Genomic DNA, 22,959 nt, shown 5'->3' on the forward strand with positions numbered 1-22,959 from the left:
GGTCCAGGGTCGCCACCATCACATCCGGGCCGGACAGCCGAAGTCCGCTGGCGCTTCCCAGCCTGACGGATTTCGCCCCATCCGCCGAAGCGACCTCCAGCGCATCGTCCGGTCGGAAAGCCGCCCCCTGTTCCGCCCGGACCGAGAAGACCAGCCTCCCGTCGTCGGGCAGCAGATCCTCCCCGGAAAGCTGGAGGCTGCGGCCCGCGCCCGTACCTTGCGAAACGCTCCTGCTGAGCAGGGCCAGCCGGGGGCGCGCTTCCTCGACAGTGGCGGCCAGATCGACGGAGCGGCCGTCCTTCAACCGTACCCGCGCCGTCGCCCGATCGCCGGCCTTCAGAGCAGCGCCCTCGCCCTTCGCCAAGAGGCTCAACCGGTCCACGGACCCGTCGCGCACCAGTTCACCGGGCGCCAGCACCATCCCGGACAGCTCAACCGCGGCAACCTGATCCAGCCGCTGGCCGGAAAGGACCGCGCTGTTGTCCCCGGCGTGCAGGCTGAGCGCGTCCAGCCTGCTGGCCTGGGCATAGGCCTTGAGCGACAGGACGGAAGGCGTGGCGACGCCCTGATATTTGACCTCTATCCTGATGTCGCCGGGCTTGCGGTCGGCCAGCGGAAGGGTCAGGAGCAGGGCGTCCGTCCCCTGCACCTTCCACGGCAGGGACTGGGGCGCGCCGTCCCCCTGCCGCAAGGTCACGCCTTCGACACAGGCAGGCGCTTCGCCGGTCAGGGTCAGGCCATTGTCGCGACCGACCACCAGCGTCGGTTCCTCGCCCGCCACTTTCCACCGCGCGTCGCCGGGCAGTTGCAGCGAGAAGTCCGGTCCTTCGAACCGCTCGAAACCCCAATAGCCGGAAAGATGCCCCTTCACCGTACGCTTGAAGACGGCAGGAAGCGGATCATTGCCCTTGACGACATAGCCGCCCCGGTCCGCCCGCGCCTCCACGGGCAGGTCTATCGTCTCGCCGCTGGCGGCCGTCAGCTTCACCGTCATGTTGCGCGCATAGGCGGTCGAATAGATGAGCGGCGCGCCCTCGACAGGAAGCACCACGCCGGGACGCGCCGCGCAGATCGGGCCGCTGGCCGCGCTACGCAGGCGGGGCGGGCTGTCGGCCTCGATCGCGGGCATGCCGACGACCAGCACCGACTTGGGCTTCTGGAACGAGGGCGCCTTGTTGAGCAGCAGCGCGGCGGCATCGTCTCGCCGGACGCTGAGCGTCGGCAGATAGTCGAACTCCGGATTGCTGAACGCGCCGAAAATCTTCGCCAGATCGCGCACCACGCCGATATAGGGGCTGTAGAAGCCATAGCCCGCCTCCCGCGTGGAACTGAGTTGCAGCGCCAGATCGGTGGGCGCGCCGGTCAGGGTCTCTGCAATGGAACTGCTGTGCACGTCAGCCAGCACCAGTTGTTCGCGATTTTCCAGCAGGCAATTGGCCTGAAGCTCGACCACCTTGGACAGGCATTCGTCATTCAGCTTCATCGACAGGCTGCGCGCCAAGGCAGGGGCGACCGAACGCAGATATTCGGGATGGGTGTTTTCCTGCGCCCGGATGGCCGCCATGAAGGCATCCAGCCGCGACCGATCGAGCGAGGCCTGATTGAGTTCCTGCGTCGCGCGGATGAACTCCCCCGGCTTGCCGCGCACCGCATCTTCGATGGTGCCTTCCGCGCCGCCCGTATCCGGCACCAGGAACAGCGTCATCTGCCGCGCGCCCTTCGGCACGGTCAGGCTGAGGCTGTTGTCCTTCCCCTTCTTCTTCCAGGTTTCGGCGGACTTGATCCAATCCTTGGGCGGCGGATTGGTGGCGCCCCGCAGGAAGGTGGAGAGCAGCAGGAATCTTGCGCCCTGGTCCTCCGGCAGGTCGGCCCCGATCGACAGCCTGTCGCCTTCGGCCAGGCTGGGCACCTGCGCAATGGGCAGCACGTCCTTGCCCCGCATGACCGTGATGCGCAGACCCGGCCCGCCAAGCTCGAACGGTGCGGGATCGGCCGCCCGCACCGATGCGGCCGAAAGCGCGATGCCGGCGGCACCGCAAGCCCAGGGCAGGATCTTCCATCGGCTAGGCAGCGGCATAAGGTCCCGGTATCTTCCTGTCAGCGATCCAGATTCCGCTGTCCCACATCGGCTCCCCAATTCCAAGAGCGCGGGCGACGCAACCGGCTTTGCGACGAAGGGTCAGGATCGCGGGACGAGCAGGGTCAGCCCTTCGCCGAGAGCAGGATCATGGCGGCAAGGTCGTGCAGGCTGGGGAGCACCGCCGCGACCAATGCCCGTTCCGCGTCGGTGGGCGGGAGCAGGTCAGGCACCATCACGGTCGCGATGCCGGCCGCCGCCGCCGAACGCACCCCGGCATAGCTGTCCTCCACCGCCACCGCATCGGCAACCGCCACGCCCAGGCGCTTCGCCGCCAGCAGATAGGGTTCGGGATGCGGCTTGGGCCGTTCCACATCGTTGCGCGTCACAACCACGTCGAAATAGTCGAGCAAGCCCGCCTTTTCGAGGCGATGGCAGGCATGGGGCGCCTCGGTCGAGGTCGCGACGGCCATGGGAATGCCTGCCGCGGCAAGCCCGGCCAAAGCCGGTTCGACGCCCGGCCGCTTCGGAATGGCGGCCTCCAACGCCGCCTCGAACAGCAGGTCGCTGTCGGCGTAGAACTGCTCCAGCGGAAAGTCCGCGCCGAAATGCTCCGCCAGCATCACCCGGTTCGCATCGCGGTGAATGCCGACCATGGCAAGCTGCAACGCCTCGGAAAAAGGCCAGCCCAGCGCGGCAGCCGCCTCCGCCATGGTGCGCCGATGCTCCGCCTCGGTATCGAGCAGCGTGCCGTCCATGTCGAAAATCACCGCCCGCACCGGATCGGGCAGGCGGCGGTTGAGGATGGCGGGTTCAGCGCTGGCGAAGGTCGACACTTTCATCGCGCCAATGTGGAGATCAAGCGGCTGTTTTGCGAGTGCATAAACCGCGCGGCCAGATGCAGATCATGCGCATGTGGCGGCGCGGCCTCACCCCCGTCCCGGTCAGGAGGGTTGCCGGGGCGCCGAATGTCCACCCTGCTGGAGCGTCGAATCCGCTTTCTCGACAAGCTCGTCCTTCTTTTCGCGTAGCGTTTCGGCCAAAGCGTCCTTCTGTTCGGCCGCCATGCCGCGCGCCTTCTCGCCCAGCGCACCCAGCCTTTCCTGTTCCGTCCGGCTGAGCGGCAGCACCGATCCCAGCGCCGCGCCCACCGCAGCGGCGATCAGGCCGCCGACGAAGGGATTGTTGTCATAAAGGCTGCGGGCCCTTTCGGTGGCCTGCGTGGCCGCATGTCCGGCGGCGTCGCGCGCCTGCCCCGAACCCTGCGCCCAGGCATGGCGCTTTTCCCGGAATTTGTCGGTCAGGTCGTCGAGCCGCTGGCGGAAGCTGCTCTCATCCTCATCGTGCCGGCGTTCGAGCATCAGATAGTTGGCGCGTGCTGCGTCGCGGCGCCGCTGATAGGCGATCGCATCTTCCCCATCGCGAATCTCGATGCCGGACATATGGGCCACATAATCGCGATGGTGCGGATCGACATGGCGGTTGCCCGTGCCGGAGCCGAAGCTGGGGAATGGGGAGTCCTTGTCGCTGATCAGCCAGATCGTGCCGGCGGCGATCAGCCCAAGCGCGATGGGGTTGCGCCGCGCGCCGTCCAGCAGCGTCCGGGCGTCGACATGATGTTCATCCGCCTTGTCCAGCAGGGCGTTGAACAGGTTGCGCGGCGTCAACCGGTCTCCGATCCTGTCGATCGTGCGGCTCATATCCTCCTGCGTGCGGCGGATGTCGCGCTCTATGGCGTCGGGATCTCGGTCAAGCGTGTCGGTCATGGTCTGTGCTCCGGATTGAGGTCGCCGCGCAGGGCGGAGGGTGTGCGTTCCAGCATGTGCTGCGTGCGTTCGGGCGCGAGTTCGGCGGCGCGAACCTTGGCCAGCGCCCCGCGATAGAGGATGAAGGCGACGATCAGGGCGACGATGCCGACGATCAGCGTAGCAAGGCCCAGATGGTCGATGGCGTCGGCCAGCAGATAGGCAAGGCCCATCAGCAATACGCCAAGCCCGGCGATGCCGACCACGGCCGCGACCGCGACCGAGCCGACGGCCAGCTTCACGCTGGTGGCGGATTCCCGCACTTCGGCCTTCAACAACGCGATCTGCTGTTCGGCCAGATGTGTCCCCTGCCCCATGAGCGCGCGGAGGAGCGAGGCTATGTCCTCGTCCCTGCCGCCGCCGGCTCCGGCGACGCTGGCGCGGTCCGGTTGCGGGTCGCTCATATCACCCCTCCCGTTCCGGAAGGCGACACGGGCGTCGTGACGGTCGTATAGGGCTGCGGCTGGGGCGCCGGCGGTGCCATGGCGGCACCTGCGGCGCTGCCGTCCGCCTCCGCCCGGAAGATGCGGCTGGCGGCAAATCCCGCCGCCGCGCAGGCGGTCAGGAAGGTCACGGGATTGTCGCGGGCCAGGTGGCGGATGCTGCCCGCCAGTTCCCGGGAGTCCTTCTGCTCGATGGTTTCGGCAAGGCGCCGCATCTGCTGCGCGCCCTGTTCCATCGTCGATCTGATCCAGGACGGCATCGCGCCTTCGCCCAGTTCGCCCGCTGCCCGGTCGAGCGCGGCGGAGACCGATTTGGCCTGATCGACCAGCGGGCTCTTGCGCGCGTCCACCTCTTCATGGAGGCGGTCGGTCGCGGCACTGGTCAGGTTTTCGGCATCGTTGCGCAGTTCGCTGCGCAAGTCGTTCCGATCATCGGATGGCGTCTGCATAAGTTCATCTCCTGGGCTGTACGGGATGAACAGTATGAAACCGGCGCGGTTCCGTGCATTTTCCCTGATTTGCGGTGAATCGATATTTGGATGGACCGTCAAAAGATCATGAATATCGATGATCCTGCAACGAAGATTTGGACTAACCCAATTTGGTAACTTGGGTTGGTCTATCTTCGCTCGCCCGCGTTCCCTGCGCGACATGATCCGCCGCCCAGGCGTTCCTCTGCCCCAGCGGGCGTTCGTCGCCTTCGGTCGTGTCGCGCGCCGTCTGGTGCTCCAGTTCCGAATTGAGTTCCGCGCCGAAGATCAGGATGTAGCTGGACAGATAAAGCCAGGTCAGCAAAATGATGACGGTCGCCAGCGATCCATAGGTGGCCCCGTAATTGCCGAAATTCGCCACATATATTCCGAAGCCGAGCGTCAGCAGCACCCATGCCGCCGCGAAGAACAGGGAACCGGGGGTCAGCCACATCCAGCGAGCGCGGTCGCGCGACGGACCGAAGCGGTAGAGCGTCGCCGCCGCTGCCGCCGCCGCCAGCGCGAGGAGGAGGTAGGACATGAGCCTGGACAGCATGGCAAGGACCGGCGAGGACGGCAGCCAGGCCTCGACATAGGCAAGGACGGTCATGGACAGCAGAGCGAATACGGCCATCGCGACGGCCCCGGCCGTGATCAGAAGCGCCAGCAGGTTCACCTTCACCAGGCCTCGCTTCTCCTCCTCTTCATAGGCGATGTTGAGCGCCGTCACGATCGCCGCCGCGCCATTGCGCGCGCTGAACAGCGCCAGCGCCAGCGCCACCAGCACGCCCAGCCCCTTCTTCCCGCCGGAGGTCTGGACGACATACATCAATTGTTCGCCGATGAAGCGGGCGATGTCCGTGGGCATGACCCGCGTCATCGCCGCCATGTTTTGCGTCACCGTCTGCGGATCGGCAACCAGCCCATAGGTCAGCACGATGGCGCCGAGCAGGGGCAGCAACGCCAGGAAGGCATAGAATGACACGCCCGCAGCGACCAGCCCGACATTGTCCGCCGCGCTTTCCTTCCATGTGCGCATGAGCACGTCCTTCCACGCGCCTGCGGGCATCCGCCAGGGCGAGGTCGCGTCCCGTCCCCTGCTCATGATCCGGTTCCTGCCGATCCGGTCGCGGGCATGGCGGCGGCTTTGCTGATGATGTGCATGGATGTGGAATGGACCGCACCCGGCATTGGTTCCCTGTTCGCCCGCCATCGCGCCGGCCCGGCAGGCTGCGGATCGCAACGGGATGCGCCAGCGGCCTCCATCCGCGCGCTGCGATCGCCATCGCCTGCAAATCTTCGCCATCGTCGAGGCTGCCCACGATCTCCGCATGCGTCTGGCCGGGCAGACGCTCACTGTGCCCGATGGCGGTGCGCCGCCGCTGCAGGATCGGCTTGCCGCCGGTGACGGCAATCGTCGCCCCGGCCTTTGCGTCACATAGGTCAGCCGCCCTTCCGGTTGCGCCGCCGGGCGATCAGGGCTGTTCCATCGCCTCCCCCGCCCGGGCGGTGACCGCCGTGCCGATGGACGCGCAGATGATGAGGCCGATCGCGAACCATTGGGACAGCGTCAGCACCTCGCCCAGCAGGATCAGCGCCATGACCGCGCCGACGGCCGGCTCCGCGCTCATCAGGATGCCGAATGTGTTGGACGGCAATCTGGGCAGGGCGACCATCTCCAGGGAATAGGGGATGGCGCTGGACACGATGCCCACCGCCACGCCAAGCAGCAGCGCCTGCGGCGTCAGCAGCGCGGCACCGGCATGGACCAATCCCACCGGCGCAATGAGCAGGGTGGCGACGATCATGCCGCCGGCGGACGCGGCCGCTCCGTGCATGCGGCCTGCATGCCGGCCGATCAGAATATAGCCGGCCCAGCACGCGCCGGCGAGGAGCGCCAGCGCAATGCCGCGCCAGTCGAGCTGGGACGCCGCGCCCCAGAGCGGCAGCAGGCTGGCCAGGCCCAGCACCGCAAGGCCGATCCAGAGAAAATCGAGCTTCCGCCGGGAGGTGAGCAGGGCGACCGTCAGGGGGCCGGTGAACTCTATCGCAATCGCCAGCCCCAGGGGAATATAGGCCAGCGCATTGTAGAAGGAGAGGTTCATGACGCCCAGCACCACGCCATAGGCCAGCAGCGGCCGCCAGCCCGCCCGCCAGTCCAGCCGCCACGGCCGGAACACCAGCGACAGGATCACGGCGCCGACGATGAGGCGCAGCGTCGTCGCCCCCTCCGGCCCGACGAGCGGGAACAGCCGCTTGGCCAGCGACGCGCCGGAAGTGACCGACAATAGGGAGAGGGAGAGCGCTCCGAAGGCGACAGGATCCACGCGCGTGGAAAGGGGGCGGGGCGCGGCAACGCTGGACATGCAACACTCGAATATGGATGGACGGACGCGGCATAGCTAGCGCAACGCATGCGATAAGTGCGTTCGATTTTGTCGCTTTTCCGATAAAATTTATCGCCTATTCTTTGAAGGCGATGAAAAACGATCTCCTCGATTCCTTCGACCGGAAACTGGTCGAACTGTTGCAGGCCGATGCGCAGCGACCGGTCTCCGCCCTCGCCGAAACCGTCGGCCTGTCGCCGCCCGCCTGCTACCGCCGCATTCGGCGGCTGCGCGCGATCGGGGTGATCGAGCGCGAGATCGCCATCGTCAGGCCGAGGAATCTGGGCTGGCCCCTCTCCATGATCGTCCTCGTCTCGCTGGAACGCGAAAGCGCGCACACGATGAACGAGATGATGGAGATATTCCGCGACGAGCCCGAGATATTGGAAGCCTGGAACGTCACCGGGGATCATGACTTCGCGCTGCGCATCGTGGCGCGCGACATGGAGGGCTATGACGATCTGGCGCAGCGCCTGTTCGCCGCCAATGACCGCATCCGCACGTTCAAGACGCTGGTCGTCATTCGCGAGGTCAAGCCGCTCAGCCCGGTACCGGTCAACGGAGCGTGAGAAGGCCCGCCGCGCCCCTGATCAAGCCCTTTTCCGTGACATAGCCTGTGACCAGGCCGGCTGGCGTGATGTCGAAAGCCGGGTTGAAGGCGGGCGATGCGGTGATGCCGACGCGGGTCTGCGCGCCATGATCATCGGGGCCGGGGATGAAGCGTATCTCGTCGGAGGCACGCTGCTCGATCGGCACGGCCGCGCCGTCCGGCGTCGCGGGGTCGAAACTGCTGGAGGGAAGCGCGACGTGGAAGGCTATGCCATGCGCCTGCGCCGCCAGCGCCTTCAAATAGGTGCCGATCTTGTTGCAGACATCGCCATTGGCGGCCACCCGGTCGGTGCCGACGATGACCATGTCCACCCTGCCCTGCTGCATCAGCAAGCCGCCGGCATTGTCGACCACGACGCTGTGCGGGACGCCGTGGCCCGCCAGTTCGAAAGCGGTCAGCGCGCCCTGGTTCCGGGGTCGCGTCTCATCCACCCAGACATGGACGGGCAGGCCCTCGTCATGCGCGAGATAGATGGGCGCGGTCGCCGTGCCCCAGTCCACCGTCGCCAGCCAGCCGGCATTGCAATGGGTGAGGATATTGACCGGTTCCCCGTCCTTGCGCGCGGCGATTTCCCGGATGAGGGGCAGGCCGGCTTCGCCTATCGCCCGGTTCGCCGCGACATCCTCGTCGCAGAGGCGGGCGGCCTGTGCATAGGCCAGCGCCGCCCGTTCGTCGGCCGGGCGTTCCGCGACGGCGGCCCGCACCCTCTCCAGCGCCCAGCGCAGGTTGACCGCCGTCGGGCGCGCCGTGGCGAGATGGGCGAAGCTGCGCTCCAGCGACGCGGTGCTCGGGTCTTCGCGCAAGGCCAGCGCCAGCCCATAGGCGGCGACGGCGCCGATCAGCGGCGCGCCCCGCGTGGCCATGTCGGCTATGGCGTCGAACGCCTGTCCGGGCGTTTTCAGGACCAGCCGCTCCAATGCCCAGGGCAGGCGCCGCTGGTCGAAGATGCCGACGCTCCATCCATCCGGCTCCAGCCATATGGAGCGCGTGGCCCTGCCCTCCAGCCTCATGCGGGCGCCCTGTCCAGCCGGATTGCATGCGACACGGCGGCGATGCCGGGAAAGGCGGCGCGATCGACCAGCAGCCTGCGCGCGATCTGGAGCGCCCGGCGCTCGCAATCGGCGCGCAAGGCTTCATCCGCGATGCTTTCGAAATCAGCGACATGGGCAAGGCCGAGGATGCGCCGGATCATCTCGCAACCGGCAAAGCCCAGCGCGTCGGTCCAGATGCCGGCGAGCACATCCTCCATCGCCGCCGCGCGCAGATCGGCATCGCCCTTGGCAAGCGCATGCAGCGCGCCATGGTCCGCCTGGGGATCGAGGGCGTTCCCATGCCCGGTGAAGCGCTTTGCAAAGCCCTTCCACAATGTTTCGGACTGGTCCAGCAGCCAAGGGTCGGGCCGCTCCGCCGGACGTTGGCCGGGCTGGGCGAGATAGGCCATCCAGAGATTGGCGAGTACCATGCCGACATCGAAGCCGATCGGCCCGTAAAAGGCGAATTCGGGATCGATCACCTGCGTATCGTCCGCCGTCACCATCACCGATCCGGTGTGGAGATCGCCATGCAGCAACGCCTCCGGCGCGGCGAGGAAGCGCGCCTTCATCCGCTGCGCGGCAAGGCGGAGGGGCACGTCCGTCCGGAAGGCGGCGACGATGTCCTCCAGCCCCCGGGTATGACGGTTCATGGGCGCGTCGAAATAGGGTTCGTCGAAGATCAGGTCCTCTGTGATCCGGCACATGGCCGTATTGCCCAGATAGGCGGCGATGCGCGCCTTCTTGTCCGCCACCGGCACGGCGAGGTCGGAGGTGAAGAACAGCGTATCGGCCAGGAATTCGGCCAGATGACTGGCAAGCAGCGGGTAGCGTTCCCCTTCGACAAGCGCGCCGCGCAGGGTGCGGTGAGGTTTGAGCAACGCCATCACCGTGAGCGCCATGGCATCGTCATGATGCAGCAGCGCGGGGACGCGCGCAGGCGCATGGGCGGCCTGATCGGCCAGGGCGAGACGCTCATAATAGGCACGCGACAGCGGCAGCGGCCAGCTTTCGCCCACCATGCGCACATAGGGCAGCGCCTGCTTGGCGGCGACGCCCCCCGACGGCCCGGTCACCAGGAAGACGAGATTGAGATTGCCGTCCCCGACCTCCGCCATCGTCCAATCGCCTGGCCTGCCGCCCAGACGCTCGGCAATGGGGGCTATATCGGCCAGAAAGGGGCCGACGCTGCGTTCGTCCAGGGCGGTGTAGCTCATCGGCGATCCTCCTGCCATCCGATGGCGTCGAAGCTGTCGGCTATGGGAAAGCGGCTGTCGGCCGGCGCCCCGTCGCGCGCCAGCAGGGTCACGGCAAGGCCCGCCTCCGTCGCGGCCGCCAGTTCCTCCGGCGTGTCGGAGAGGAACAATATCTCGGCGGGCGGGCGGTCCAGCGCATCGGCAATGGCGCAATAGGAGCGCGCTTCCCGCTTGCCGCCGACCGCCGTGTCGAAATAGCCCGCGAACAGCGGCGTCAGGTCGCCATGATCGCTATGCCCGAAGAGCAGCTTCTGCGCCGCCACGGACCCCGACGAATAGACATGCAGGGCAATGCCCGCGTCATGCCAGCGGCGCAGCCCTTCGGCCGCGTCGGGATAGACATGGCCGGTGAAATGCCCCTGCGCATAGCCGTCCGCCCAGATCATGCCCTGCAATTGCTTGAGCGGCCCGATCTTGCGGTCGGCATCATGCCATTGGCGCAGAAGGGCGACGCAGGCCTGCCGGTCCAGGTTCGTGCCCGCTTCCGCGCGCACGGCATCGAATATCGCCGCCGCCGCGTCGGGACGATCGGTGAGGAAGCGCTCAAGCCGCGCACGGGAATAGGGGAAAAGCACGTCATGGACGAAGGCGATGCTGGACGTGGTGCCCTCTATGTCGGTGACGATTGCGCCCGGCCTCATGCCGCCCCCTGATAGAGGGGGAGGGCGCGGGCGATCTCATCGCCCGTGAACCGCGCGACCCAGCCTTCCGGCGTCGTGAACAGGCGGATGGCCGTGAAACGCGGCCGCTCCCCGGTGTCGAACCAGTGCGGCGTCCCTGCGGGCAGGACGATCAGGTCCCCCGCCGTGCATTCCAGCGCATGGACCATGCCGCCGAAGCGAATGTAGAACAGGCCCGCTCCTTCCACGAAGAAGCGGACTTCATCATCGTCATGCACATGTTCCGCCAGGAATTTGGCACGCATGGCTTCGCGGTCGGGATGGTCCGGGGTCATCTTGACGATGTCGCAGGACCGGTAGCCGCCCCGCGCCTTCAGCCGCTCTATGTCCTCCGCATAGGCGGCCATGATCTCGGCATCCGCCGCGTCGGGCGAGAGCGTCGCGCCCGCCTCCCACCGCTCAAGCCGCACGCCCGTCGGCTCCAGGATGGCGGCGATCGCACCGTGATCGTCCAACCGGCCCTGCGCTCCATGCGGCGGGCTGTCGTCATATAGGATCAGACTGGTCATCGGCCCCCTCCCCTCAGCTTCATTTCTTCCCAGGCGCAGGCCAGCAGGAATTCGCACCCCTCCACCATCGCCTCGGCCGCGTCCAGCGTCGGTCCCCAGGCGTAAAGCCCGTGGCCGCGAATGTAGAAAGCCGGCACCAGCCGCTCCTGCGCCAGCAATATCGGCCGCAGCAGGGCGGCGAGCGCGGGCATGTCCTGGCTGTTGTCGACCAGTGGCAGGGTGACGCTCGCCTCATGGGTCGCGACGCCCGGAAAAATCTTGAGCAGCTCATATCCGGCCAGCGCGATCCCGTCCCGGCCGGTCAGCGCGCGGCTGAGGACCGTTCCGGCGACGGAATGGGTGTGGAGCACCGCCCCGGCGGCGGGATCGACGGCATATATCAGGCAGTGCAGCAACGTCTCGGCAGAGGATCGACCCGCGTCGATGGCCGTGCCGTCCGCCGCCACGCGCATGAACTGCGCGGCATCGAGGCGCCCCTTATGCGCCCCCGACCGGGTGATGAGGATCGTCCCGTCGGCCAGCCGGGCGGAATAATTGCCGGCGGTCGCGGGCGCCAGGCCGCGGGCATCCAGGCGGCGACCGGCCTTGGCAAGCGCATCCGCTGGATCAGGTAAATCAGGCACGGTGGCGGGCATATCCAGCTCTGGAGAAAAGCGCGGTTCGGCGCGGCGCCGGTCATCCCTGTCGGATGTCCCGGCTGGACAAGGGCGTTCGGTGATCCTTCGATGACAAAGAACCCTGTGGATCTTAGCGGGCGGAACGGAGGGCCGCAATCGGTCCTTTCGCGGCCCGGAGCGCACGCAGCGCGAAACAATCGGCGGCCGCGCGGCCATTCTCCCGTTCCGCTGAGCTCCGGCGACCGTGAAAACAGGCTTGCTCAACGCTTTATGAAATTATCTTGAGTGTCCTGCCGCCTCCAGCGTCTAAGGAGAATGGGCGGAGGCCAGCTTCTATAGGGATACGGAATGGAATATCGCACATTGGGACGCACCGGGATCGAGGTCAGCCTGATCTGCCTCGGCACCATGACAAACAAGGCAGTGACAAAGGCCCACACGTGACGCGTCACCTCGGGCTATGAACCTCAATGCGCCACAGGCGCAGCCACCCGAACGTTCCATGGTTGCCGTTGTCATGCGCGAACAACACGCAGCCACGGGGAAAGACCCAGGCCGATCGGTTGAAAGACGACCTTGCGTTCATCGAGGACGAAGAAAAACGAGAGTTCCCCGTCCGCTGTCGGGCAGATAAAATCATGCGCCATATGTCGTATAAGGGTCGCTTGCCGAATAACCGCTTCCAGCGCGCTTTAACCCATTTTTCAGTTGAACAATCCTGAGCAAGTGGTGCCTGTTGCAACACCCAAAATCCACGAAAACTGCGGATATCTGCTATTCGGGCGCAGCGTTTAGCTGCGGCCTGACGACTTAGGTGAGAATCGGGATGACGGCTCCATGCACAGTGTTAAGAAAGCAGCCGTCAGTCGCCGCTAAACCTCGATCAAATAACTCGCCTCATCGAAATCCACCATTAGGAGCTGCGACAGAAGCTGTCCACAAATAACAAAGCGATCAAAATAGTCTTTTAGATAAAGATATTCATGGTGTGTCTAACCTGAAAGCAATATGCCGGATCAGTCTCTATACTTCAAGCCACTACGGCCACCGTATCCTTGACGCCGATGCTTCAGCGAGCGCATGCGAGAGCGGGACTCTTTTACGCTCCAGAAGGGTTGCTACAATCTGCAGCTTTTCGATCAACTCTTCATGACGAACATGAGCAAAGCGGGCGGCCTGTTCAATCGTGGAAAAGGCGCGACGAACAGTTTGTTGCCAAGTAGCAACATATTACAAAAAACCGACATAGGTTGTGCGCCGCAACAGAAGTGCGATTGCCAGCCGGCAGCAGAGCAGCAACACTCCACTCCAGGGAACGACGATCAAGGGGTAAAATCATGCGATTGAAAAATACCTTGTATTGCGGCGTCATGCTTTCGGTTCTTGGAGCGACTGCGCCGGCATTAGCGCAGTCCGCTGTTCCGCAGGCCGATGACGGCAACGCCATCATCGTCACCGGATCGCGCATTCGCCGGGATCCCACCGAACAAGACAAACCCATCGTCACGGTGGATCAGGAATCCATCGCGCGGACCGGCCTGACCTCGATCGCCGACGTGCTGCAACGTATCCCAAGCGCCGCAGGCGGCCTCAACACCAAGACCAACAATGCGGGGAATATCGGTGGGCCGCCCGACGGCACCGGCGTGAGTTCGGGTTCAGCCGAAATTGACCTGCGCTATCTGGGTGCCAAGCGGACACTCGTGCTGGTCGACGGTATGCGCTACGTCAACGGATCGGCGGCTGGCGGCATTCCGGCCTCGGTTGATCTCAACACCATTCCGCAGAGCATGATTGAGCGGGTGGAAGTGCTGCAGTCAGGTGCTTCCCCGCTCTATGGCTCGGACGCGGTTGCGGGCGTGGTGAACATCATCACCCGCCAGTCGCAAAAGGGCCTCGACATGTCGGCCCAGTTCGGCACCTATCGTCAGGGCGACGGACACACCTACGACATCAACGCCAGTTACGGGATCCAGTCCGATCGCGTGTCGATCGTCTTTGGCGGCAATTATGTGAAGCAGGAAGGCGTCAGCACCGCCGACCGCTCGATCTCGCAATGGCCCGCCGCCGGCGGTAGCAGTTGCGCGGATGGCGGTTGTTCCAGCGCCACGCCCAACGGCCGCTACGACGTGCTGGGACAAAGCCTGACGTTGAGCAATCCGATCATAGGCCGTGCGCCGGCGCTGAGCGACTATCGCACCTATGTGTCCGCAACGGACTCTTTCAACTTCGCGCCTTATAATTATCTGCTGACGCCCTCGAAGCGTTATGGCGCCTTTCTGAACGGCAAGTTTGAATTTTCCGACGCTGTCAGCCTGCGGACAAGGCTGGTCTATCAGCACCGCGAGTCGACCACGCAAGCAGCGTTCCTACCGCTGTTCATCGGGCCCGATGCGGGTAACGGCAACCTGCTGGACACGATCTCGGTCGATGCCAGCAACCCCTATAATCCATTTGGTGTCACGCTCTCGGCCGATCCGGGATCGGCTAACTATTCGACGATCCGCCGCCGCTTCGTAGAGGGCGGACCGCGCATCTTCAGCCAGGAAGTCGATACGCTCACAATGGCGGCCACGCTGGAAGGCACGTTCGATGTCGGCGATCATAAATGGTATTGGGACGTCAATGGCAGCTATGGCACCAATAATGCGCACCAAGTCTTCACGGGTAACCTCAACGCTGCCAGGCTCGCCCAGGCGCTGGGGCCAGTCGGCGCCTGTACCGGCGCTTGCGTACCGTTCAATATCTTCGGCGGTGCCGGGTCGATAACTCAGGCAATGCTCGATTATGTGACCTTCGACGAGCGCGACCGCAGCGAACAGGAATTGTGGGACGTCACCGCCAACCTGTCGGGCGACCTGTTCGACCTGCCTGGCGGCGCGGTGGGCTTCGCTGTCGGCTATGAGCATCGCGATCAGCAGGCATCCTATACTCCCGACCCGATCATCACAGCGGGCCTGGGGGCGGACGTGCCGACCAGCCCTGCACGCGGCGGCTTCAATGTCGATGAATTCTATGGCGAACTGCGCATCCCCATCCTGTCCGACACGCCCTTTTTCCAGAAGTTGGAACTGGACGGCGCGGTGCGCCATTCCAACTATTCCAGCTTCGGCAGCAACACCACCTACACGGTTTCGGGCCTGTGGAAGCCGACCCGCGATCTGCTCCTGCGCGGCGGTTATGCCGAAAGCCTTCGCGCGCCCAGCATTGGTGAACTCTATGCCGGCCGTTCGCGCACTGACGCGACGATCAACGATCCCTGCACGAATGTGCCGGGCAGCCCATGGCAGACCAACGCGACCGTCCGGGCGAATTGCATTGCCAATGGCGTCCCTGCCAGCGGCAGCTATGCCGAACCGCAGGGCGGTCAGTTGGGCGTTTTCTCGCAGGGCTTTACGGGTCTGAAGCCGGAAACATCCAAGACTTGGACCGCAGGCGGCGTCTATAGCCCGGCCTGGGCACGCGACAGCTTCGCCAGCGCGTTCAGCATCGAGGTCAATTACTACACGATCAAGCTGAAGAATGCGATCGACTCGGTGCCCGCCACGCTCACGCTCCAGCGTTGCGCGTTCGAGGCCGATCCGATCAGCTGTGCCGCGATCACCCGTACCGGCAGCGGTGCGGTCGCGGGCATCGACGGCGTGCTCCAGAACCTCAACGCGATTGAAACCGACGGGATTGACGGCACTCTGAACTACCGCTCGAAGATGATCGGCAACGGCTCCATCGGTCTCAACATCAACGCCGCTTATTTGCTGAAGTACAACATCAAGCCCCCAGCGGATCTGGGCGCGCCGACGATCAAGTGCGCCGGTACGGAGCGGTGCGGGGCGAGCGATCAGGCCTATCCGCATTTCAAGGCGAACGCCACGCTGGACTACTCGACCGAAAGCTATGGATTGTCCTTCACCGGCCGCTATCTCAGCAAGGTCACTGAAAGCGACGGCCATGTCATGAAGGCGACCTTCTACGGGGACATCCAGGCCTATTTCTCGCCTGACTGGCTGGATCATCGCACCCGCCTGACAATCGGCGTCAACAATGTGTTCGATAAGGATCCGCCGCTTTGCGGAACATGCGACGGCGCGAATTTCGACACGACCAGCTACGACGTGCCGGGGCAGTTCGGCTATCTGCGCTTGTCCTACAAGATGTAACAATTCAAACGCTTGAAAACGAACGGGCGCGTCCGCCGGGCGCGCCCTCAGGCGCGATCAACCTACCATAGGTGTTCAATCCCGGCATCTGGTGGATCGGGTTGATTATGATTCGATCGGGCTGTGAAGTCCAGATTTTGGCGATATATTCGTAGGGTGTGAGGCCGCTGAGGGTCTTGAGCCAGCGACCGAAATGTAAGCAGCGATGAAATCGGCAAGGTGTGCGCGTAGCTGCTCGTGGCTGTCGTAGTGGAAGCGTTTGACGGTCGCGTCCTTGATGGTGCGGTTCATCCGCTCGACCTGGGTTAGTCCATGGATGGTTCGGCTTGGTGAGGCGATGCTCGATACCGTTCGCCTCGCAGATCATGTCAAAGCGCATTTGACGCGGGAAGGCGGTGTTCCGGTTGCAGGGCTGCTCAGCGAACTGGATGCCGTTATCGGATCTGATATGCTCGGGACTGTCAGGAATTTCGTGTGTGGCGAGGCATAATGGGTAACAAGGAGACCCAATATGTCACGACGCAAAGAACCCTCGATACCGAACGACATTCTCGATCAGCTGCTTGCCGGCACTGACGCGGCGGCAGCGCTCAGCCAGGGCGGCCTGCTTGATTCCCTGAAGAAGGCTTTTGCCGAACGTGCGCTCAATGCGGAGATGGATCACCATCTTGGCCAGGAGGAGCAAGGGAACAACAGCCGGAACGGCTATGGCCGCAAGACAGTGACGACCGACGGAGGACGGATCGAGATCGAGGTGCCACGCGATCGGGCTGGCAGCTTCGATCCGCAGTTGATTGCCAAATACCAGCGACGCTTCCCCGGCTTCGACGACAAAATCATTTCGATGTACGCGCGCGGCATGAGCACCCGGGAGATCACCGGGCATCTGCGCGAACTGTATGGCATCGAGGCCTCGCCCGACCTGATCAGCACGATCACGGACGCGGTGTTGGAGGAGGTCACAGCCTGGCAGCAACGCCCGCTGGACCCAGCCTATCCGCTGGTTTTCTTCGATGCGATCCGGGTCAAGATCCGCGACGAAGGCATGGTCCGCAACAAGGCGATCCATATTGCCCTGGGCGTCATGGCCGACGGCACCAAGGTGGTCCTGGGGTTATGGCTGGAGCAGAATGAAGGCGCCAAGTTCTGGCTGCGCGTCATGAACGAACTGCGCAACCGCGGTGTCGAGGATATCATGCTGGCCGTCGTCGATGGCCTGAAGGGTTTTCCCGACGCCATCACCGCCGTCTTCCCCGAAGCGATGGTTCAAACATGCATCGTCCATCTGCTGCGGAACTCGATGGATTTCGTGGCATGGAAAGACCGTAAGGCGCTTGGGGCAGCTCTGAAGGCCATCTACCGCGCCGTCGATGCCGTAGCCGCCGAGGAAGCGCTGACGGCCTTCGAAGCGGGCTTCTGGGGGCAACGCTATCCGGCTATCGGCCAGAGCTGGCGCAGGGCGTGGCCCGAAGTCATCCCATTTTTCGCGTTTCCTGAAGAAGTCAGGCGGATCGTCTACACGACAAACTCGATAGAGGCCCTCAATTCAAAGCTCCGCCGCGCCGTTCGTGCGCGAGGTCATTTCCCCAACGATGAGGCCGCCACCAAGCTGCTCTATCTGATCTTGAACCGATCGGAAAAAGAGTGGAAAATGCCGCCGCGCGAGTGGAACATGGCGAAGGCTCAATTTGCCGTTCTCTTCGGCGAACGCTTCATCAGGGCCATGACGGCCTGATGGTCAACCGCCTCGCCGCACACGAAATTCCTGACAGTCCCATATGCTCGGGCGGCCCATGCTCGATGAACAGATCGCCCAGCACGTCAATCACGTCGTTCGACCGGAAGCGCCGCAGCGGCACCAACGCCGGGCATTCCCGGCTGAACTCGTCGATAATGTTAAGCATCCGGAACTTACGACCGTTGTGCATCTGATCCTCGACGAAGTCGTAGGACCACACATGCCCGCGATACTCCGGGCGCAGCCGGATGCACGATCCGTCGCCGAGCCAGAGCCGCCGCCGTTTCGGTTGCCGCTTCGGCGCTTTAAGACCCTCCCGCCGCCAGAGACGCTCGACCACCGACAGGCTGACCTGCAGCTCGCTTGGCCCAGCAAGGCATGGATGCTGCGATAGCCATACCGGCCATAGTCCTTGGCCAGCGCGATGATGTCGGCTGTCAGCCGCCGCTCGTCGGCATCATCCTTCGGTGGATGGCGCTGTGTCGAACGATGCTGGCCCAGAACACGGCAGGTCCGTCGCTCCGATACCGGCAACGCGCGACGGACCTGCTCGATCGCCTCACGGCGACGGAGGGACTCAAAAAATCAGCTTCGACGCCTCTTGCAGGATCGCCTTGTCGAGCGCGAGGTCGGCCACCAGCTTCTTCAGCCGCGCATTCTCGCGCTCCAGATCCTTCATTCGCCGCGCCTGGTCGACCTTCATCCCGCCATATTCCTTGCGCCATCGATATAGCGTCTGTTCCGCGATCCCGATCTGGCGACAAGCCTCCACCGCTGTGCCGCCTCGCCCCACAATCACCTCTACTTCACGCAGCTTCGCTATGATCTGCTCCGGCGTAAACCTCTGACGTCCCATACATTTCTCCAATTCTCATGCCCGAAACGGGCTCTCTCCAGAATTGGACCAGTTTTTCCAAGACAGACCAGTCGAATGCGAGAAATTAACACCTCCACTTTGTGGGCATCCATCATTCCAAGCCTATATGGAGCCCCTCTAAAAGGTGGCAGCAACAATAAAAGGAGGGGAAATTGCGCTACCGATTGCTCATTGCCATCTGCGGGTCATGCGTGTCGCACGCCGCGCTGGCTCAGGCCGACATGTCACCCGCGCAGCCAGCCAGCGAACCGGCGGCCACGACAGCGAGGCCCGCGCAGGATCTGTCTTCGCAAAGTCTCGGCGAAATCATCGTCACCGCGTCCCGCCGGAGCGACACGGTCCGGAAAACGCCCATCGCCGTGTCCGCCTATGCCGGACAGAAGCTCGAGGCCGCCCAGACGAAGAGCCTCAACGATCTCGTCGGGCCAAGCCCGAACATTCAGATCGGCAATAGCTATAATTCGTCGAACATCACAATTCGCGGCATTGGCAACCAGCAGATCAACGCAGGCCAGGACTCCGGCGTCGCCATCCATTCCGACGGAGTCTATATCGGCCAGCCATCGCTGACCCTTGCCACTTTCCTCGATCTCGCGCGCGTGGAAATCCTCCGCGGGCCGCAGGGCACCCTGTTCGGGCGCAACGCCACCGGCGGCGTCATCAACGTGGTTCCGAACGAGCCGACGGCAGAGACCCATTATGGCTTCGACCTGACGGCAGGCGTCGATCCCGCCCTATTCCAGCTTTCCGGCTTCATCAACGGCGCGCTCAACGAATCGGGAACGCTCAGCGGCCGCATCGCGGCGCAGCAGACATATAATCGCGGCTTTACGCGCAATCTCCTCCCCAATGGCCCCAACCGCCTCGACGATGCGAAGAACCAGTCCATTCGCGGCCAGATCAAATGGGAGCCGTCGGACTCGTTCAATGCGCGAGTTTTGCTGGAATATGCCAATGACGATTCCAACGGGCCAGCGAGCTTCCTGGAGGGAACGCCCGATCCGACCATTCCTCTGCCGGCAATCCTGGTCGGGCAATCGCGCGGCGATGTCGGCGATCGCGAAGTGTTCGCCAACATCAATTATCGCAAGGTTCACGCTTTCAACGCCAACCTGACCCTCAATTGGGCGCTTGGCGGCGGGAACCTGAAGGCGCTGCTGTCCTACGCCGACTCCAAGCTGCTGAACGTCTCGGACGGCGACGGCACAGCGGCGGAGGATACCTATGCATCCTTCAAGAACACCGCGCGCCAGACATATAACGAGCTTATCTATACCTCCGACAACGCCAAGCCGTTCACTTATCTGCTGGGCGTCAACTATTTCCGCGAGCGCCTCGAACAGGCGATCGAGGTGCCGATCGCTGAAGCGCCTCTGGGCGGCGGCGTCACGCTCTACGACATCACCGTGTTCGGCGGCGCGGTTCCGCTCATCACCACATCCTATGCCGCGTTCGGGCGGGCCCAATATGCGTTCACGCCTGATTTCAAGCTGTTCGCCGGTCTGCGCTACACCCGCGACAAGAAGTCGGTCGTTCAGTATAACAACTTCATCAATGGCGGCACGCTTCAGTCGTCCACATCGAAATGGGATCGGCTGACATACGAACTGGGCGCGTCCTATGCGTTCAACCCCACGCTTGACGGCTATCTCAAATATTCGACTGGCTTCAAGGGTGGCGGCTATTCGGCGGGCACGTTGGCGCCATCCTTCCGTCCGGAAACCAACGCGAACTACGAAGCGGGACTGAAGGGCAATTTCTTCAACCGCACCCTGCAAGCCAATATTGCCGCATTCTACATGAAATATGACGACTTACAGGTGAACCAGATCGTCGGCGTCTCCTCCTCCGTCACCAATGCGGCCAAGGCCACGGTCTATGGTGTCGAACTGGAAACGTCCCTGCGCCTGGCCGATGTCTTCCGCATCGACTGGTCAGCCGCCTATCTGAATGCGTCGTTCGACCAGTTCCAGACGGCCGACTCGTCGCGGCCTACGACGTGCGATCCGGGCACGGGCGTAGGCTCTGTTCCATGTTCGATCGACCTGTCGGGCAATGCCCTGCCGCAATCGCCCAAATATACGAGCAGCCTGGGCGGCTATTATGATATTCCGACCTCAACGGGGAAGGTCACGCTCGGCGCCCGCTACGACTGGAAATCGCGCGTCTATTTCACTGAGTTCAACCTGCCCATTTCCTCACAGAAATCGGTGGGCAAGCTCAACCTGTTCCTGAACTATGAGAGCGACAATGGGCGTCTGACGGGCAGTCTCTTCGTCAAGAATGTCACCAACGAGCAGGTGAAGGGCAACGTCATCGTCGTGTCTTCCATCATCGGTTCGCTTGCGCTTGGCCAATATCAGCCGGGACGCCAGGTGGGCATGTCGGTGGGCTATCATTTCTAGTCGACCCGACGGGCTCGACTGGAATTATGAACAGGTGATTCCGGCCGGCGAAGCGGACTTTGCCGGCCGGATTTGCTAAAAAAATGCAAAGCCTCTGGAGTGTCTGCAACTATGTCGTCCTTTGATCCGGCTGCCGCTCCGAAGGACGTGGTGATCCATTATGACGTTCCATGCACGCTGAGTGACGGAACGGTGCTCCGCGCCGACGTAGCGCGGCCGGCCGGCGAAGGTCGATGGCCGGTTATTCTCGCCCGCACGCCCTATGGCAAGGCGGTCGCGCCGGGCTTCACGACCGACCTGACGCACGGCGCGCGGCACGGCTATGTCACCATCATCCAGGATGTGCGCGGTCGCGGGACATCAGACGGTAAGGATGATTTCCAGCCATGGGTCGATGAGGGACGGGATGGCGCGGAAGCCGTCGAATGGGCCGCTGCCCTCCCCTACGCCAACGGCAAAGTCTATATGAGCGGGCCATCTTATCTGGGTTTCGTTCAATGGGCGGCAGCAGCTCAACAGCCTCCCGCACTTCAGGCTATCAACCCGATCGTGCCGGTGGGCCATTTCAACCGCTCCTTCATCTATTGTAGCGGCGTCTTCGAGCTGGAGCTGAACGGTTACTGGTGGACAATGCTCGGCGTGGAAGCATTGATGCGCCGCGACTGGGACTCTCCCGAGGCCAAGGCCGAAGCCGTCACGCGCGCTGCCGCGTGGCTCGAAGCGCTGGCGCGGGACGGCTATGACCATCTCCCGCTCGACCGGTTCACGCCTGTAGCGAACAGCATTCAGGGCGCTCAGCTTTTCGATCTGCTCAAAAATGGCGCGAACGATCCATCGATGAAGGCCAGCGTCCGGTCGAACGAATATGAGAACATCAGCGTGCCCGCGCTGATCGTAGCGGGTTGGTATGACATCTTCATCCGGGGATCGATCGACCAGTTCGTCGGCCTATGCTCCAAAGGCGGCAGCGAATCGGCGCGACAGAAAAGCCGCTTGATCGTCGGCCCATGGGCGCATCATCCCCAAAGCAAGATGACCGGGGAACAGATCTCGCCCAGCTCCGCCGCGATCCAGGCGCTCAATCCCTTCGGCCATATGGGTCTCGCCGCCCGTTATTTTTCCGAGCTGAACGTAGTGGGGAACACGGAAGCGCCGGTCAAGATCTGGATCATGGGCGCGAATAGGTGGCGCGACGAACAAGAATGGCCGATAGCGCGCACCGTCGTCACGCCCTGGTATCTGTCGAGCGGCGGCCAGGCCAATACGAGCGAGGGCGATGGCGTCCTGTCACCGCAACAGGGCAGCGGCGGACCACCCGACGCCTTCGTCTACGACCCGGCAAATCCCGTGCCCACGCGCGGCGGCGCGGTGTTCGGCGTAAGCTGCGTTCCGGGCGGCAGCGACCAGAATGTGATCGAGAAGCGCGATGACATACTCGTCTATACATCCGATATTCTGGATGAGGACATCGAAGTCACCGGTACGCCCTTTGTCGAGCTGTGGGTGAAGACCGATGTGGTCGACACCGATTTCGTCGCTCGACTGGTGGACGTGCATCCGGACGGCACGGCACGCCTCATCACCGACGGCATCATCCGCGCCCGCTATCGCGACAATCCCGACAACCCCACTCGTCCGGCGACGCCGCTGGAACCCGGCAAGCCCTATCTTCTGCGTATAGAGCTCCTGCCGACCAGCAATCTGTTCAAGGCGGGGCATCGTTTGCAGCTTGATGTCACCAGCAGCTGCTTCCCTCGCTGGGCGCGCAACCTCAACATCTGGGACGAATGGGGCGGCACCCTGGCCGAGGCGAAAATCGCGCATCAGCAGGTGCTTCATGACGAAACGTACCCATCCCGCATCCTGCTGCCGGTCATTCCTGGGGCACGCTGAACGG

Annotated in this window: 19 protein-coding genes and 2 pseudogenes (1 of these 21 cut by a window edge); 7 read left to right on the plus strand and 14 right to left on the minus strand. The window is 63.7% G+C overall.

All coding sequences use genetic code 11. The features are described 5' to 3' along the window. From TZ53_RS07270 to TZ53_RS07295, 6 genes are all read right to left on the minus strand, one after another. A protein-coding gene (locus TZ53_RS07270; RefSeq protein WP_044660877.1) for a hypothetical protein crosses the window boundary here: on the minus strand, positions 1 to 2,077 show its 5' portion. The gene continues 323 nt to the left of window position 1, outside the view; only the first 2,077 of its 2,400 coding nucleotides appear in the window; it begins with the start codon at positions 2,075 to 2,077; the stop codon falls past the left edge of the window. Between the two features lie 125 nt (positions 2,078 to 2,202). Further along, complete coding sequence (locus TZ53_RS07275) at positions 2,203 to 2,919, minus strand: HAD family hydrolase (RefSeq protein ID WP_044660878.1); 717 nt, start codon at positions 2,917 to 2,919, stop codon at positions 2,203 to 2,205. Positions 2,920 to 3,021: 102 nt separating this feature from the next. Further along, a complete protein-coding gene (locus TZ53_RS07280) occupies positions 3,022 to 3,843 on the minus strand; it encodes a DUF3618 domain-containing protein (RefSeq protein WP_044660879.1) in 822 nt (273 codons plus the stop codon). Next, positions 3,840 to 4,286, minus strand: coding sequence for a phage holin family protein (locus tag TZ53_RS07285; protein ID WP_044660880.1), 447 nt, complete (start codon positions 4,284 to 4,286; stop codon positions 3,840 to 3,842). The genes TZ53_RS07280 and TZ53_RS07285 overlap by 4 nt, the downstream gene beginning before the upstream one ends. Beyond that, the gene (locus TZ53_RS07290) at positions 4,283 to 4,774 is read right to left on the minus strand and encodes a hypothetical protein (protein ID WP_044660881.1); all 492 of its coding nucleotides are present in this window, start codon (positions 4,772 to 4,774) and stop codon (positions 4,283 to 4,285) included. Before TZ53_RS07290 ends, TZ53_RS07285 begins: the two co-directional genes overlap by 4 nt. A gap of 142 nt (positions 4,775 to 4,916) precedes the next feature. Next, positions 4,917 to 5,900: a YihY/virulence factor BrkB family protein gene (locus TZ53_RS07295; protein ID WP_044660882.1), complete on the minus strand. Its 984-nt coding sequence runs from the start codon at positions 5,898 to 5,900 to the stop codon at positions 4,917 to 4,919. Between the two features lie 61 nt (positions 5,901 to 5,961). On the opposite strand from TZ53_RS07295, the gene TZ53_RS07300 reads away from it, so the two are divergent. Further along, positions 5,962 to 6,237 carry a hypothetical protein gene (locus TZ53_RS07300; protein ID WP_157009788.1) on the plus strand — a complete coding sequence of 92 codons (276 nt, stop codon included), beginning with the start codon at positions 5,962 to 5,964 and terminating at the stop codon, positions 6,235 to 6,237. 33 nt (positions 6,238 to 6,270) lie between these two features. Here the strand turns inward: TZ53_RS07300 and TZ53_RS07305 are convergent, their stop codons facing one another. After that, complete coding sequence (locus TZ53_RS07305) at positions 6,271 to 7,122, minus strand: EamA family transporter (protein ID WP_439959205.1); 852 nt, start codon at positions 7,120 to 7,122, stop codon at positions 6,271 to 6,273. Positions 7,123 to 7,274: 152 nt separating this feature from the next. Between TZ53_RS07305 and TZ53_RS07310 the strand changes: the two genes are divergently transcribed. Continuing rightward, entirely contained in the window at positions 7,275 to 7,751 is a 477-nt protein-coding gene (locus TZ53_RS07310; RefSeq protein WP_044662929.1) for an Lrp/AsnC family transcriptional regulator, read from the plus strand. On the opposite strand, the gene mtnA is transcribed toward TZ53_RS07310, so the two are convergent. Genes mtnA through TZ53_RS07335 form a run of 5 tightly spaced genes read right to left on the minus strand, consistent with a single transcriptional unit; the run spans position 7,738 to position 11,891 of the window. After that, complete coding sequence (gene mtnA / locus TZ53_RS07315) at positions 7,738 to 8,802, minus strand: S-methyl-5-thioribose-1-phosphate isomerase (RefSeq protein ID WP_044660885.1); 1,065 nt, start codon at positions 8,800 to 8,802, stop codon at positions 7,738 to 7,740. The two genes, TZ53_RS07310 and mtnA, sit on opposite strands and share 14 nt — an antisense overlap. Beyond that, positions 8,799 to 10,040: an S-methyl-5-thioribose kinase gene (mtnK, locus tag TZ53_RS07320; RefSeq protein ID WP_157009789.1), complete on the minus strand. Its 1,242-nt coding sequence runs from the start codon at positions 10,038 to 10,040 to the stop codon at positions 8,799 to 8,801. Before mtnK ends, mtnA begins: the two co-directional genes overlap by 4 nt. Beyond that, positions 10,037 to 10,720 (minus strand): acireductone synthase, encoded by a 684-nt coding sequence (gene mtnC / locus TZ53_RS07325; protein ID WP_044660887.1) that lies wholly within the window; start codon positions 10,718 to 10,720, stop codon positions 10,037 to 10,039. Before mtnC ends, mtnK begins: the two co-directional genes overlap by 4 nt. Beyond that, complete coding sequence (locus TZ53_RS07330; protein ID WP_044660888.1) at positions 10,717 to 11,268, minus strand: 1,2-dihydroxy-3-keto-5-methylthiopentene dioxygenase; 552 nt, start codon at positions 11,266 to 11,268, stop codon at positions 10,717 to 10,719. Before TZ53_RS07330 ends, mtnC begins: the two co-directional genes overlap by 4 nt. Continuing rightward, on the minus strand, positions 11,265 to 11,891 hold the full coding sequence (locus TZ53_RS07335) for a methylthioribulose 1-phosphate dehydratase (protein ID WP_238320142.1): 627 nt from the start codon (positions 11,889 to 11,891) through the stop codon (positions 11,265 to 11,267). The genes TZ53_RS07330 and TZ53_RS07335 overlap by 4 nt, the downstream gene beginning before the upstream one ends. A gap of 1,074 nt (positions 11,892 to 12,965) precedes the next feature. On the opposite strand from TZ53_RS07335, the gene TZ53_RS27120 reads away from it, so the two are divergent. After that, positions 12,966 to 13,232, plus strand: coding sequence for a hypothetical protein (locus TZ53_RS27120; RefSeq protein ID WP_172668306.1), 267 nt, complete (start codon positions 12,966 to 12,968; stop codon positions 13,230 to 13,232). Further along, positions 13,223 to 16,042: a TonB-dependent receptor domain-containing protein gene (locus TZ53_RS07340; protein ID WP_044660890.1), complete on the plus strand. Its 2,820-nt coding sequence runs from the start codon at positions 13,223 to 13,225 to the stop codon at positions 16,040 to 16,042. The genes TZ53_RS27120 and TZ53_RS07340 overlap by 10 nt, the downstream gene beginning before the upstream one ends. Before the next feature lie 70 nt (positions 16,043 to 16,112). Here TZ53_RS07340 and TZ53_RS26005 read toward each other — a convergent pair. Then, positions 16,113 to 16,484 (minus strand): annotated as a pseudogene (locus TZ53_RS26005) (integrase core domain-containing protein); the annotation flags it as partial. A gap of 69 nt (positions 16,485 to 16,553) precedes the next feature. On the opposite strand from TZ53_RS26005, the gene TZ53_RS07350 reads away from it, so the two are divergent. Continuing rightward, on the plus strand, positions 16,554 to 17,777 hold the full coding sequence (locus TZ53_RS07350; RefSeq protein WP_044660505.1) for an IS256 family transposase: 1,224 nt from the start codon (positions 16,554 to 16,556) through the stop codon (positions 17,775 to 17,777). A 40-nt stretch (positions 17,778 to 17,817) separates the two neighbouring features. Here TZ53_RS07350 and TZ53_RS27495 read toward each other — a convergent pair. Next, a pseudogene (locus tag TZ53_RS27495) lies at positions 17,818 to 18,636 on the minus strand (IS3 family transposase); the annotation flags it as partial. 173 nt (positions 18,637 to 18,809) lie between these two features. On the opposite strand from TZ53_RS27495, the gene TZ53_RS07365 reads away from it, so the two are divergent. Then, positions 18,810 to 21,062 carry a TonB-dependent receptor gene (locus TZ53_RS07365; protein ID WP_157009790.1) on the plus strand — a complete coding sequence of 751 codons (2,253 nt, stop codon included), beginning with the start codon at positions 18,810 to 18,812 and terminating at the stop codon, positions 21,060 to 21,062. 111 nt (positions 21,063 to 21,173) lie between these two features. Beyond that, a complete protein-coding gene (locus TZ53_RS07370) occupies positions 21,174 to 22,955 on the plus strand; it encodes a CocE/NonD family hydrolase (RefSeq protein WP_044660894.1) in 1,782 nt (593 codons plus the stop codon). Positions 22,956 to 22,959: the final 4 nt, after the last annotated feature.

The organism is Sphingobium sp. YBL2, from assembly GCF_000943805.1.
GTDB classification, from domain to species: domain Bacteria; phylum Pseudomonadota; class Alphaproteobacteria; order Sphingomonadales; family Sphingomonadaceae; genus Sphingobium; species Sphingobium fuliginis.